Origin of the sequence: Vibrio nereis NBRC 15637 (assembly GCF_001591105.1) — a bacterium.
Taxonomy (GTDB): domain Bacteria; phylum Pseudomonadota; class Gammaproteobacteria; order Enterobacterales; family Vibrionaceae; genus Vibrio; species Vibrio nereis.
Map to the genome: position 1 here is coordinate 613095 of NZ_BCUD01000001.1, position 15085 is coordinate 628179.

10 protein-coding genes are annotated in these 15085 nt (G+C 44.1%); 4 read left to right on the forward strand and 6 right to left on the reverse strand.

Annotated elements, in window-relative coordinates:
- Positions 1-87: 87 nt before the first annotated feature.
- The 5 genes from pepN to msrC form a co-directional block, all read right to left on the reverse strand.
- Positions 88-2694 (reverse strand): aminopeptidase N, encoded by a 2607-nt coding sequence (pepN, locus tag VNE01S_RS02735; protein ID WP_053395386.1) that lies wholly within the window; start codon positions 2692-2694, stop codon positions 88-90.
- A gap of 289 nt (positions 2695-2983) precedes the next feature.
- Positions 2984-3646 (reverse strand): hypothetical protein, encoded by a 663-nt coding sequence (locus tag VNE01S_RS02740; RefSeq protein WP_053395385.1) that lies wholly within the window; start codon positions 3644-3646, stop codon positions 2984-2986.
- A 135-nt stretch (positions 3647-3781) separates the two neighbouring features.
- Complete coding sequence (gene prc / locus VNE01S_RS02745; RefSeq protein WP_053395384.1) at positions 3782-5776, reverse strand: carboxy terminal-processing peptidase; 1995 nt, start codon at positions 5774-5776, stop codon at positions 3782-3784.
- A 17-nt stretch (positions 5777-5793) separates the two neighbouring features.
- Positions 5794-6423: an RNA chaperone ProQ gene (gene proQ, locus VNE01S_RS02750; protein WP_053395383.1), complete on the reverse strand. Its 630-nt coding sequence runs from the start codon at positions 6421-6423 to the stop codon at positions 5794-5796.
- A gap of 99 nt (positions 6424-6522) precedes the next feature.
- Positions 6523-6996 (reverse strand): free L-methionine (R)-S-oxide reductase MsrC, encoded by a 474-nt coding sequence (gene msrC, locus VNE01S_RS02755; protein ID WP_053395382.1) that lies wholly within the window; start codon positions 6994-6996, stop codon positions 6523-6525.
- Between the two features lie 91 nt (positions 6997-7087).
- On the opposite strand from msrC, the gene VNE01S_RS02760 reads away from it, so the two are divergent.
- From VNE01S_RS02760 to rsmF, 4 genes are all read left to right on the forward strand, one after another.
- Entirely contained in the window at positions 7088-8884 is a 1797-nt protein-coding gene (locus tag VNE01S_RS02760) for an ABC transporter ATP-binding protein (RefSeq protein ID WP_053395779.1), read from the forward strand.
- Between the two features lie 33 nt (positions 8885-8917).
- Complete coding sequence (locus tag VNE01S_RS02765) at positions 8918-10183, forward strand: paraquat-inducible protein A (RefSeq protein ID WP_053395381.1); 1266 nt, start codon at positions 8918-8920, stop codon at positions 10181-10183.
- Entirely contained in the window at positions 10176-12815 is a 2640-nt protein-coding gene (locus VNE01S_RS02770) for an MlaD family protein (protein ID WP_053395380.1), read from the forward strand. Before VNE01S_RS02765 ends, VNE01S_RS02770 begins: the two co-directional genes overlap by 8 nt.
- A 97-nt stretch (positions 12816-12912) precedes the next feature.
- Positions 12913-14337, forward strand: coding sequence for a 16S rRNA (cytosine(1407)-C(5))-methyltransferase RsmF (gene rsmF, locus VNE01S_RS02775; protein WP_053395379.1), 1425 nt, complete (start codon positions 12913-12915; stop codon positions 14335-14337).
- A gap of 87 nt (positions 14338-14424) precedes the next feature.
- Here rsmF and VNE01S_RS02780 read toward each other — a convergent pair whose 3' ends face one another.
- Positions 14425-14985 (reverse strand): outer membrane beta-barrel protein, encoded by a 561-nt coding sequence (locus tag VNE01S_RS02780; RefSeq protein ID WP_053395378.1) that lies wholly within the window; start codon positions 14983-14985, stop codon positions 14425-14427.
- Positions 14986-15085 lie beyond the last annotated feature (100 nt).

Here is a 15085-nt window from a genome sequence, read left to right on the forward strand (position 1 = left end):
ATACCAATTCTGTCCATCAGTTAACCATAGATTTCAGACAAAAAAAAAGCACCCGAAGGTGCTATTTTGATTTGAGTTTTAAAGTAATTAAGCTTCGAGTGCTTTGGTCACTTTCTCAAACAGATCTTTAGCCAAGTTATCCATAGACTTCAGCGCTTCTAGTTCCGCTTTGATCAAGGCCTGACGCTCTTCATCAAATTTACGGAATTTCAGCAATGGGTCGATGAGACGCGAAGCGACCTGTGGGTTACTTGTGTTCAGCTCACGCAAAATTTCACCCGCAAACTTGTAACCTTCTCCTGACTTACTGTGGAAACGCACAGGGTTCATATTCAGGAATGAGCCAATTAAGCTACGTGTACGGTTCGGGTTCTTCAAGCTGAATGCTTCGTGATCCATCGTTTGCTTGATCACCTCTAACGCATTCTCTGCTGGGTTTGTACCTTGGAGAGCAAACCACTTGTCCATCACCAGACCATCGTGTTTCCACTTATTGCTGTAGTCAGACATTAAAGCTTCTCGACACGGCAACTGAGCACTATTTGCCGCACTCATTGCTGCGATAGTGTCAGTCATATTATTCGCGTTTGCGTACTGCTTCTCTGCCAATTCATTACCAAGCTCTGTATGGGCAAGGAACGCCAGTGCCGTGTTGCGTAAAGAACGCTTACCAATCGCTGCATGCTCTACCGTGTATTCTGCTTGGTTTAGGCTATGGTATAACGCGCTCAGTTCATCGCTCAGTGCATTAGCCAGCTGAACTTTGATTGCTTTCAGCACGGTTGCCACAGCATCAACATCAACTTGCTTGTACCAGCCAGAGACTTCGTTGTGGCTTGGTAGTGCCATCATTTCTGCGATAAAAGCAGGTTCTAGCGTATCTGAAAGTAAAACACCACGGAATGCATCGACAACGGCTTCAGGTAGTTCAACCTCACCGCCATTTTGAACAGAAGTAACGTTACTACGGATGTACTTAGCCAGTAGCATTTGACCAGCATCCCAACGTGCGAATTCATTACGGGCATTAACCATAAGGAACACAAGCTCTTCATCGCTGTAATCGTATTCTAGGATCACGGGAGCTGAGAATTCACGCAATAATGAAGGGACAGGCTGCTCGCCCACATTCTCAAACACAAATGTTTGTGTGGCTTGTGTTACATCCAGAACGTTGTGTACCTTCTCGCCGTTACGGCGTAACTCAATCACATCGCCATTGGCCGCATACAGTTCTACATCGAACGGAATATGCAGAGGCTGTTTATCTGCCTGCTCGTGTGTCGGCTCTGTTGATTGAGAAATCGTTAGCGCGTAAGTTTTATTGTCCGCGTTGTATTCGCTGGTCACTTTAACCGTTGGTGTACCTGACTGGCTATACCATAAACGGAACTGCTTCAAATCAACGCCTGATGCATCTTCCATGGCCGAGACAAAGTCTTCACAAGTAGCCGCCGTACCATCGTGGCGCTCAAAGTACAGTTTCATGCCTTTTTGGAAACCGTCTTCACCCAGCAAAGTATGCATCATACGGATCACTTCGCTACCCTTTTCGTAAACCGTCAGGGTGTAGAAGTTATTCATTTCGATTACTTTCTCTGGACGGATTGGGTGAGACATCGGGCTTGCATCTTCTGCAAACTGTGGACCACGAATAATACGTACATTGTTGATGCGGTTAACAGCTCGTGAACCTAAATCAGAAGAAAACTCTTGATCGCGGAACACCGTCAAACCTTCTTTAAGGCTTAACTGGAACCAGTCACGACAAGTCACGCGGTTACCCGTCCAGTTATGGAAATATTCGTGACCAATAACCGCTTCAATCCCCAGATAATCTGTATCGGTTGCTGTTTTCTCATTAGCCAGTACAAACTTAGAGTTAAAGACGTTTAGGCCTTTATTTTCCATCGCTCCCATGTTGAAGAAATCAACCGCAACAATCATGTAGATGTCTAAGTCATATTCCAGGCCAAAACGCTCTTCATCCCACTTCATTGAGTTGATTAGTGAGGTCATGGCATGAGGTGCGCGATCAAGGTTGCCCTTATCGACAAAGATTTCTAGTTCGACATTACGACCAGATTGAGTTACGTAGTTATCACGCAGTACATCAAAATCACCCGCCACAAGTGCGAATAAATAAGCTGGTTTTGGATGTGGGTCTTGCCATTGAACGAAGTGACGTCCACCTTCAAGGTCGCCTTGAGCAATACGGTTACCATTACTTAGCAAGTATGGGTATTCCGCTTTATCTGCGATCACTTTCGTTGTGTATTTTGCCAGTACATCTGGGCGGTCCATATAGTATGTAATACGACGGAAGCCTTCTGCTTCACATTGAGTACAAAAAGCACCGCCAGATTTGTATAGGCCTTCAAGTGCTGTGTTAGCTTCTGGATCAATTTCTGTAACAATGGTCAGTTCAAATTGCGCAGGAAGGTTATGTAGTTCCAACGCACCTTCAATTTCTTGGTACTGATTCCAAACCTCACCATTTACTTCAACTTTTACTAGCTTTAAGTTTTCGCCATCAAGCTTTAGCGTTGTTTCATCTTTGAGCTGCTGAACTTGAGAAACAGCGGTCACGATTGTTTCGTTGTCAAACAGGTCAAAGGTCAAGTCTAAGTCGGTAATAGCGTGAGATGGTGATTGATAATCTTTGCGATATTTGGCTTGTGGAGTCTGAGCCATGTCTAAATCCTTCTGACTGAATTGTGGAGAGCACACCTTATGCTGAAGCGGATAAGTACGTATCACTTGAGTATTAACGACCGACTTATCCACTAAGAAACAGCATAAAAGCAAGGAGTAAAGTTGAAACTTCACTCACAAATTGTGTGCTAGCTTACCTCTCTGGGCAGAAAAAAACGAGGTATTATCATTAAATACCTCGCATTTTAGCTAACAATAAATGCAAAAATGAATCATTTGCCTATTAAAGCGTCATGCAGCAAACGAACCACCTTAGTGAGAACCTCTCTCATCTAATGCGATTTAGGACGGCATACATCTCACCTTTTTTCTCACCCAAAGTGAGCGTATCACGATGCAGTGTGTAGCGAGTATCATGCTCGCCATCTTCATACATCAGTACAAGATGGTCACCTTCTGTATAGTAAACACCTTGATGGATTGATTCTTCTCCGTCCTCGTTACTTACTCTGAAGGTGAATACAAAATCGGGTTGCAAAAGTAAGTCCATTCGATGAACTTCGCTGGCTAAAAGATCGTCACCAGCCAAATGCGCACTTGACCATAAACCAGCCAGAGAATTCGACAGTGCTTTAGTAAATGTCACGCCATTAATAATGAGCAAATTATGGTTAGCAACATATTGATAAACCTGAGGTTCCGATGTTTCTAAGCCAAGGACTAGAGTATCTTCATTGGCGTTATACAACCCTTCCCAGTGATCGACAGAATAATCACGCTTCTGGATATCAATAATAAAACTGTAGTTGGAGTTTAAAGACAGTTTTATCGCCAAGAAGTTTTCCTGACTCTCTTCAGGGTTTGGGTTAATTAAATACCAGTCACCAAGCAAAAATGGATGGTCAAACTGGGATAAATCGGCGTTATCTCTCACCGGGCTGCCCCAGGCAGAAATGCTAAATATAATGCAGAGTATTCCTATCCATCTCATACTTTTGCCCCTCACGCTTTTCTATAAGCATAGGCAGAGCCATTCCATTTGGCGAAATTTTAGATCTAAATCACATTAATAATCGACATAAAAAAAGCGAGCCGATATAGCTCGCTTTTCAATTTACTGATTTTGCTACTTAATCATATCGACCATGATAGCAACCGACTCGTTCAAATAAGCATCCGGCGCTTCGTAGTCTTTAGGTACATCATCTAAAGACTTAAAGATCTTTTCGCCATTTGCCTTTTGACGCTGATTGATACGAGCTAAACGCTCTCTATCGGACTTATCATTTTCGGCCTTGCGAGTTTTCTCGTTAAGAGATAGCTCGTTATCGTCTTTTTCCGCTTTATATCTTTCAATATCTTCAGCAATTAAACGAAATTCAAGATCGTTAGCGATACGTGCTTGATGCTGTGCTGCTAACTTTGCAATCAACTTTTCGTTACGCTGTAACTGTTTGTATTTTGCTCGGTCGATGCTATCCCAAGGTAAAGCATTATCCTCAACACTTTCGCCCGTTTCACTCGGCTCAATAGGTGTTGGGAACGCAATATCAGGAGCTACCCCTTTGTTTTGCGTACTGCCACCATTGATACGATAAAACTTCTGGATAGTGTATTGAACGTAACCAAGCGGCTTATCAAACAAATCGTAAATTTTACTTAGTGTTCTATGCTGCTGGACCGTTCCTTTACCAAAAGAGTTTTCGCCAAGTACAATACCGCGGCCATAGTCTTGCATTGCTGCTGCAAAAATCTCTGAAGCTGAGGCACTGTAACGGTTAATTAAAACCGCCAATGGGCCTTCGTAGCTGATTTTGCCGTCTACATCAGCATTCACTTTCACACGGCCATAGCTATCTCGGACTTGAACAACTGGACCACTAGTAATGAACAGGCCAGACAGAGCCGTAGCTTCCGTTAATGCACCGCCACCGTTGTTACGCAAATCGACAATAATGCCATCAACGTCTTGGTTTTTCAGTTCAGTAATCAGTTTATGCGTATCATTGGAAAGACCGACATAGAAGCTTGGCACTTCCAGTACACCTATCTTCTTGCCATCTTTTTCAATAACTTCTGATTTCACCGCGCGATCTTCTAAGCGGATCTTATCTCGAACAATCGTGACAACTTCAGCGACACTGTCTTTACCTTCTGGTAAAATTTGCAAAAAGACTTTCGTGCCTTTAGGGCCTTTGATCAACTGAACAACATCATCTAAACGCCACCCGATCACATCAACGATCGCTTCATCTTCTTGGCCAACACCGATAATACGGTCACCTTCAGATATCTGCTTACTCTTAGACGCTGGTCCACCAGCAACCAAAGAACGAATAACGGTATAGTCATCCGTCATTTGCAAGACCGCACCAATTCCTTCTAAAGATAAGTTCATCTCTGTTTGGAACTGATCCGCGCTTCTCGGTGAAAGATAACTGGTATGTGGATCAATCTCTCGAGAAAACGCATTCATGTATAACTGGAATGCATCTTCATTGCGAGCCTGGCTCAAACGTTTCAGCGCGTTGTTGTAACGCTTACCTAAAACATCTTTTATCTCATCCCAGTTTTTGCCCGTCATTTTTAGGTTCAACGCGTCATATTTCACACGTTTACGCCATAATTCGTTTAGCTCATCAGTACTTTGAGGCCATTCAGCTTCACTGCGATCCAGCTCGATAGTCTCGTCTACATCAAAGCTCATTTCTGTATCTAAAATAGAAAGAGCATATTGGAAACGTTCATAACGTCGCTTCATTGACAAGTTGTAGATATCAAACGCGATCTGGTTCTTACCCGTTTTCAGCTGATCATCAAGTTTTGTTGACCACTTAGAAAATGAGTCAATGTCTTGCTGAGTGAAGATATTGCGGCTGTAATCAAGCAATTCGATGTATCGATCAAACGTTGCTTCAGACAACTTATCATCGAGAGAGAAATGCTTGTAATGAGAGGTTCTGAAGAAAGACGTGACACGCTTACTTGCTGTCTCGTGCTGAACTTCTGGAGAAAGTGAAGGTAAGTCTTTAAGACTAATGTTTGCTTCAAGAGCATGGGCTGAAGAAGCTGCTAGCCATAAGCTAGCAGCAATCAGCGACAATTTTGAACGGCATTTCATGCGTAGGAGTATCTCCTTTAAGCGCGTAGGTGCTCCGCTTTCACAACCATTTGCAGGCCGTTAGTCAGTTGAACACGCACGTCTTCCTTATTAATTTCAACGATAGTCGCAGCCATGTTTCCTTTGCCCATGTTCACGTTTACATCTTTACCAACTGTCATTTCGTCGGCATTCAGTGCACGTGTTTCTACTGGTGCTTTGGCTTTTTGTGCTTTATTTTGTTGTGGGCGACGGCCTTGAGGCTTTTTAGCCGCTGGCTTAGCCTTTTGTTTACCTTCTTCGCGCGCTTTTTGAGCTTGCTCTTTACGACGAGCTTGTACTTTCGCTTTGCTCTCCGCTAGTGCAACTTTCGCGTGCTCTACGTGTTCTTCTTCTAGCTCACCTGCTGGATTACCATCTAGGTCTACACGTACTGCACCCGGCTTAACACCGTGCAGGTAGCGCCATGATGATGTGTACTGTCTTAACGCTGCACGAAGCTGTGTTTTACTTACTTTAGGATCATCACTTAGACGTTCCGCAAGATCTTGAAAGATACCAATTTTAAGTGGTTTTGCTTCACCTTCTAAAGTAAAGCACTTAGGGAAACATTCAGCAATGTATGCGATAACTTCTTTGCTGTTTTTTAACTTTTCAGTGTTTTCCATGAGGATTCCTGGTTATTGCGGCCTGTCCGCAAGCATCTAAGATAAATATTTCAGGTATTATAGTGACCTGTATACGAAAAACCACTCTGAAGAAGCAATTTATGCCTTGATAGCGTGTGAATTAAGCAGCTTTTCCACTTCGCTCATCAAAAAAGTTAATCCTTGCTCATCTATCTCACTAAATCTGCCCACTTCTGGACTATCGATGTCTAAAACACCAGCAATTTCACCATTAATCGAAAATGGAAGCACGATTTCTGAATTACTTGCCGCGTCACAAGCAATATGCCCTTCAAACTCATGCACATCGTATACGCGCTGAACGCTGTTTGTTGCAACTGCCGTTCCGCACACGCCACGACCGACCGGAATACGCACACAAGCCGGTTTACCTTGAAACGGACCAAGCACTAACTGTTCTTGTTTCAATAGATAGAAGCCAACCCAATTCAGTCGTTCTAACTCCATATTAAGTAACGCGCTAAGATTAGAAAGGTTGGCAATCAAATCTGTTTCATCTTCTAAAAGTGCGATAGCTTGTTTCGTTAAGCGTTGGTATTGTTCCAATGTCATTGACTACTGTTCCATTTTTTAATATCGAGACTTCCCAAGTCAATTTGCGTACAATCGACTTAATAACCAAATAGGAATCATTCTCATAGTGATAAATAGTTGTTCGAACACTATTAGCCGTTCTTGGTTGATAACTCAAGTAAAAAAACACAAAGCCAAACTTATTATGGCGAACATCATTGCGATCATCGCGACATTAATAAGTGTCCCTATTCCCTTATTAATGCCTTTAATGGTTGATGAAGTGCTGCTGAACCAACCTGCTCAAGGTTTAGCAGCCATGAATATGGTGTTACCAGATTCTCTACAAACACCTACAGGGTACATATTTTTAACTCTGTTACTTGTGGTGATCATGAGAAGTGCCAGCCAAGCGCTGAATATACTGCAGAACCGACAGTTTACGCTTGTCTCCAAGACCATCACTTATCAGATGCGCAGTAAAATGATTGATAAGCTGGGCCGCATTAGTATTCGCCAGTATGAAACACGCGGAAGCGGCAGTATTAACGCCCACCTCATCACCGACGTTGAAACCATTGATCAGTTCATTGGGTCAACACTGAGTAAGTTTATAATCAGCTTCTTAACGGTTCTCGGTACAGCCATTGTATTGCTTTGGCTGGATTGGCGGTTAGGGTTATTCATTCTGCTCGTTAACCCTATTGTCATTTATTTCTCTCGACTACTAGGCAGTAAAGTTAAACACCTTAAGAAACAAGAGAACCAGTCGTTCGAGAAATTTCAAAACCGTTTAGTCGAAACCTTAGACGGCATTTACCAGTTACGTGCAGCCAACCGAGAAAAAGAGTTTCTGGATCAGCTAAAGAGGCAAGCGGATGACATTCGTGTTGATGCGGACAAATATGCCTGGCAAACAGAAGCTGCTGGCAGAGTTTCCTTTTTACTCTTCTTACTTGGCTTTGAGTTGTTCCGTGCAGTAGCCATGCTTATGGTTCTATTTAGTGATCTCACCATCGGACAAATCTTTGCCGTGTTCGGTTACCTATGGTTTATGCTCTCCCCTGTGCAAGAGCTATTAGGTATTCAGTTTGCTTGGTATAGCGCCAAAGCTGCAATGGGGCGTATCAACTTGCTTCTTTCTCTGGAAGAGGAGCACAGACCTGCCAGCAAAGTGAATCCTTTTACTGAAGATCGCAACGTTGATGTAGAGGTAGAGAACGTCTGCTTCTCTTACAATGAAGAAAATCAAGTGCTTGATCATTTAAGCCTAACCATTCCAGCGGGTAAAAAAGTCGCCTTGGTGGGTGCAAGTGGTGGTGGCAAATCGACGCTTATTCAACTCCTTATCGGCGTGTATCGGGCAAATACTGGGAGTATTCGATTTAATGGCGAAACCGTTGATGACATTAGCTTTGACGTGATACGCAACCAGATAGCTGTTGTTTTACAACAACCTATACTATTTAATGACACTTTAAGGCATAATCTCACACTTGGTGCAAATTATGACGATCTTAAGCTGTGGCATGCACTTGAAGTCGCTCAGCTGCAAGATGTGATTAGCCAGTTAAGTGAAGGTCTAGATACACAAATAGGCCGCAGTGGTATCCGGCTTTCTGGTGGCCAGCGTCAACGTCTAGCGATCGCCAGAATGATATTAAGTGACCCTAAGTTTGTGATACTGGATGAAGCCACGTCTGCACTGGATACCGCCACGGAGGCTGCGCTTCATAAAGCACTCACCGACTTTTTGAAAGGACGCACAACATTGATTGTTGCGCATCGGCTTTCAGCGGTAAAACAAGCAGATATCATCTATGTTTTAGAAGATGGACAAGTGACACAAGCAGGTACTCATGGAGAGTTGGTTGAACAACAAGGCTTATATCAAACCCTGTATGGCAGTGTGCAATCACACAGCTAAACGTCACCGCGTCACGTTTCATGGAGGGTATTGATGAATCCCCCTCCTTCCATCAACACCAGTTCTCATAAAACCCCACGAACAAGTGTTCGCTTGTGTCAGGGATGCGAACTCCCTGTCGACCATATTGCGCTGGAAAAAGGCCGCAGTGCGCATTGTCCGCGCTGCGGTACAGAGCTCTATCGAGGGGGCACACCCTCTTTGTCAGGGAATTTAGCCATCGCAATTACCTGCTTATTGCTATTTATCCCATCACACTTTTTCGACTTTATTAGTATTCGACTCTTTGGTGTGATGATTCCAGCCACTCTCCCTCATGGTATATGGGCACTTATCCAAGAAGGCTTTCCTCTTCTTGCTCTGCTTATTTTCTTTTGCAGCTCTATCGCCCCTTTATTGCTGTCAGTTGCCGTGGTATCTGCCCATTGGGCACTCAAATCCCGTTCATTCAAAACATTGAAGATAGCGCTAAACGTTGTTCAACACATTAAGTCGTGGGCAATGATTGACGTTTTTCTGGTGAGCGTGGCGATATCTTGCTTCAAGTTACAAGATTACTCCGATATTTTTGTCGGCACTGGATTATACGGCTTAGTACTACTTCAACTTGCGACGGTATTACTCGTGACCCGAGTGAGTGTCAGAAGGTATTGGGAGGCCTACCAGCCTGAAAGAGAGCTAAGGCTGGGAACAAAACAGCTCCATTGTCATAGCTGCCACCTATCCCAACCTGAGGGAGAACATTGTGCACGCTGTCAAAGCCCTATCCACCATCGAAAACCCCATTCGATGCAGAAAACATGGGCCTATTTATTAGCCGCAAGTGTCGCGATTTTCCCCGCAAACTTAATGCCTATTTCGATTTTGCTTACCAATGGCCAGCGCTTGGAAGACACGATTTTTTCGGGGGTTGCCTCTCTAGTTAACAGTGGCATGACTGGCATCGCTATCATTATCTTTGTTGCCAGTATTGTGGTCCCCGTTTGTAAGATCTTAGGTCTGTCTTACATTCTCTTAGCCATCAAATTCAAAAGAGAAATTTTCCATAAGCAACGAATGTACATCTTCTTTTTGATTAAATGGATTGGTCGTTGGTCCATGATGGATCTATTTGTCATATCCATCATGATGACACTACTCGATCGTGGTCAAATTCTCGATTTTACACCTGGTTATGGTGCTATCGCTTTCGGTTTGGTCGTCGTGCTGACCATGTTAGCGACCGAAAGCTTGGATCCACGCTTAATTTGGGACAACTATAAACCCACTCAACCTAGTAGAGAGCCTTTAGATGAGTAACCCAACTCCTCCCTCACAAAAATCATATTCACCCGATGTGAAGCGCGGTAGTGGCATCTCACCGTTATGGTTACTGCCTTTTTTAACCGTGATATTGGCTGGATTCCTAGTATTTAAAGCCATTGAAGATGCCGGGCAGCGCATACAGATCAACTTCTCTGATGCGCAAGGGCTTATTGCTGGTAGAACAACCATTCAATACCAAGGCTTAGAAGTCGGCATGGTAAGAGATATAAAACTTACCGACGATCTGCAAAGCATTTATGTTGAAGCCGATATTTATCCAGAAGCGACGAAGCTGCTTGGCCAAAACACTCGATTTTGGATGGTTAAACCAACCGCCAGTTTATCGGGAGTTTCAGGCTTAGACGCCTTGGTATCGGGGAACTATATTGCCATTTCCCCCGGAGAAGAAGGTTCCGATTTTGAAACAGAGTTTACAGCGTTGGATCGAGCACCGTCAGATATCCTTGCTCAAGAAGGTTTGAACATCACGTTAAGCGCACGAGATTTGGGTGGTGTTTCTATTGGTTCGCAGATCGTTTACCGCAAGATCCCAATTGGTGAAGTCTATAGCTATCAGCTCGATGAAGAAGCAAAGAATGTACTGATCCAGGCATCAATACGTGATGAATACCGTCATATCATTACCGACGACAGTCGATTCTGGAACGTGAGTGGCGTGGGTGCAACTATTGGCTTTTCAGGTGTCGATGTTCGCTTTGACAGTTTAAGCGCATTGATTGGTGGTGCTATCGCTGTTGACTCTCCAGACGGTGGTGAACCTGTTAGCGAAAACACCAGATTTAAGCTTTACCCCGACCTAAAAACCGCAGGTCGCGGCATCGCAATAAAAGTAGAGCTACCTGACAACAACAACATCAGTTCGTCTGGCGCACCTATCATGTATCGAGGAATTGAAATCGGTCAGGTTACGGACTTACAGCTGCGTGATGAGCGAAAGAGAATTGTTGCTTCTGCCGCTATCCAACCCGCATTCAGTGACATGCTTAACAGTGGAACTCGCTTTATTCTAGAAGAAGCGAAAGTCTCTTTTGCTGAAGTTAAAAACTTACCAAACATCGTGAAGGGTAATTTCCTGACGATAGTACCTGGTGATGGCAAACGCGCACGTACCTTTACTGCGATACGTCAAAATGATTATGACCGCCAACAGGCACGTTCGATTTCGGTACAACTCATTTCCGATAATTCATTTGGATTAGACGTCGGCGCAAACATTCTATACAAAGGCATCACCGTAGGCTCTGTTGCGGGTGTTCAACTCATCAATGATAAAGTCAGCATCGATACGCTCATCGATGTTAACTATGCGCATCTGATTAAATCGCACAATCGCTTTTTTGTGACAGGCAGCGCGAGCGCAGAGCTGACTGAATCAGGTCTGAATATTAACGTTCCACCAGCTAAGCAGCTTCTCACAGGCTCAATCAGCTTTGTCAGCGAGGGTTCAAAGTCCGCGAAAAAGACCTACCCACTCTATCAAAGCAAGTCGCTTGCTGAGCTCGCTAAGTACAACCTTTCTGGCTCGAGCAAGATTACCCTCTATGCGTCTGAACTCCCTTCTATTGGCAAGGGCAGCCCACTCCTTTACAGAAACTTGCAAGTCGGCAATGTTTTTGACTTTAAACTGGTAGATGGTGGTGTGCTGATCACCGCGAGTATTGAAAACCAATACAAGCACCTGGTCACCAATCAAACCGTCTTCTGGAATCGTTCTGGTGTTGAGGTTGAAGCGAGTTTAGCTGGAATCAATGTCACTGCAGCGCCACTCAAATCATTAATCCAAGGCGGAATCGCATTTGACACTTTACCAGGGGTAATCAACAAGCAAAACGGCAAATGGTTACTGTATGAGAACTTCAAAACAGCCCGAAAATTTGGCAAAGTCATCTCATTAGTTTTTGAGGGAGAAAACGCTATAGCAAAGGGCACGCCAATCAAATATAACGGCGTACAAGTTGGCGAAGTGACACTAGTTTTCCCTGACTTCACCAAAGAAAGAGTCGAGATAAAAGCGCGAATTCTCCCTGAGTTTGCAAGCTCGATTGCGAGAACAAACTCATACTTCTGGGTAGCAAAAGCCGAGATAGGTTTAGGTGGTGTAAAAAATATCGATAGCTTATTAAGCCAAACAATCAGCGTTAAACCAGGCCAAGGGAAACCACGAGATAGTTTCACACTCAATAGTGCTCCTCTTACAGACAAAGGCATACGTTTTGTTTTGCAGAGCGAGCAAAGAGGTTCAATTACAAAAGATACCCCTATCCTATACCGTCAGCTTGAAGTCGGAAAAGTAACAGACGTTAAACTGGGTGAGTTTGCCGATCGAGTAATCACCACCATCAATATCAAGCCGGAGTTCGCCTACCTAGTGAGACAAAATAGTGTCTTTTGGAACACGTCTGGTGTAGATGTTTCCATTGGCATATCAGGCGCTGAAATTAAAGCCGGCACCGTAGAAAGCTTACTACGTGGTGGTATCACCTTTGCTACGCCAGAAGATAAACAACTAACGCCACCAGCAACACCAGACCAAGCTTTCTACCTTTACCCACAAGGTGAAGAAGAGTGGACAAAGTGGCGCACCGCGATACCTAAACCTCTCTAGCCAGAAGTCGACAAGAAAAAACGCAGCGTCCACGCTGCGTTTTTTTATTTTATTCGCTATAATTCGTGCCCATTTTATCGCGCTCAGAGAAACAACTTTGCATTCAAACGTATATTTGCCTCCAGCATTTCTTGACGAAATGGCAGCCATTCTTCCAGCTTCACTTAATATGGAAGATTTCATTTCTGCTTGCCAACGCCCTTTAAGAAAAAGTATCCGTGTTAATACACTAAAAATAACTGTTGAAGAATTCATAAAAAGAGCAGAAGAAAAAGGCTGGGCGCTCACTCCCGTACCTTGGTGCAATGAAGGTTTTTGGATTGAAGCCGATGAAAGTGTCGTACCACTAGGTAATACGGCTGAACATATGTCTGGCCTATTCTACATCCAAGAGGCTAGCTCAATGATGCCAGTTTCTGCACTCTTTCAAACGCAAGATGATCACTTTGATAGCGTGCTAGATATGGCTGCAGCACCAGGTTCTAAAACCACACAAATTGCCGCTCAGATGGACAATCAGGGCGTATTGGTTGCCAACGAATTCTCAGCAAGCCGAGTGAAAGTATTGCACGCGAATATCGAACGCTGTGGTGTGCGTAATGCTGCGCTGAGTAACTACGATGGACGAGTGTTTGGTGGTTGGCTTCCGGAGCAGTTTGAAGCAGTGCTGATAGACGCTCCATGCTCTGGCGAAGGCACTGTGCGCAAAGACGCGGATGCGATGAAGAACTGGAGCAAAGAGTCTGTTCTCTCTATTTCCGATACACAAAAAGACCTGATCGAGAGTGCTTTTCATGCACTTAAAGTGGGCGGTGTTATGGTCTATTCAACCTGCACACTCAGCATTGAAGAGAACCAACAAGTATGCCACCACTTAAAAAATGAATTTGGCGACGCGGTTGAATTTGACAACTTGGCGGATTTGTTCCCGCATGCAGACAAAGCTGTCACAGAAGAAGGCTTTTTGCATATCTTCCCTCAAGTTTACGATTGTGAGGGCTTCTTTGTTGCGCGCATTCGCAAACTGGCTGCCAGCGAAGCACCACAAGTCAAAAAGCGCTTAGGCAAATTCCCTTTTGAAAAAGCATCGAAAAAAACACAAGCGGAGGTTGCAAAGCAATTGCAGCAGGCCCTTGAAATTGAGTTGCCTGATGACACTTCTGTATGGTTACGAGAAAAAGACGTTTGGCTGTTCCCCAACGCATTAGAGCCAATGCTTGGTGAGTTTCGTTTTTCTCGCATGGGTATCAAAATCGCAGAAGCGCATAAAAATGGCTACCGCTGGCAACACCAAGTCGCAACAGCACTGTCAACCGGGAAAGAGACCCAAAGCGTCGCGCTTTCCGTTGACGATGCACGAGAGTGGTTTATGGGGAGAGATGTTCGACCTGAAGGCCAGTCAGGGAAAGGGGAAGTAATTGTTAAACTCGGCAATGATGTTATTGGCTTAGGGAAATGGGTTGGTAACCGAATTAAGAATGGTTTACCACGCGAGTTAGTCCGTGATAAGAACTTATTCTAGGTAGACATTCAGGCACAAACTCAGACACAAGCGTCAAACATAAGAGCCGCTGCATACCTTAGCAGCGGCTTTCTAAATCATTAGCGGTTAAAACTTGAATCTAGCACCAGCATAAAGCCCACTAACTGAGACATCAGTCCCCTTAATCTCTGCTGTTGCCGCCCGATAACCGGCATTCAACACAAGGTTTTGCTCAAACTCGAAGCCAATTTCCGCACCATATTGGAGTGCGCTACTAGACTCATTTATTGTGACTCCCGTCTGAGTAGACGTGATATCTAGATCCATTTTACCCACACCAAATAGGCCCGCAAAGTAAACATTAGAGCCTTGGGCATAGAGCTTAGGCTTCGCATTTAAAAACACACCATTACCGTCAGCCGTGATGATGTTAGAATAATTTACTTCACCAAAAGTTCGATATTCACCCTCAAAGCCAATCTTCACAGAATCATGAGTTTGCATATCGTAGCCAACCACAAAATTGTAACCGGGATCATTATCTGCTGTTATCGAAATCCCGTTATCTTCGAGTTCAGTTTCATTGCTTAGAGCGATATCTGCACCGATGTACAAACCTGTGTTTGCTGAAACGATACCACTCGCAAACATTGCTACAGACGCCAATAATAGTTGTTTTTTCTTCATGTTATTTTCCTCGGGCACAGCATTACCACATATACAAACTCATGCGTATTATTAATACTCTTAGTGAGTTTGCAACGATCGGACTGGAAAGAAGAAATGT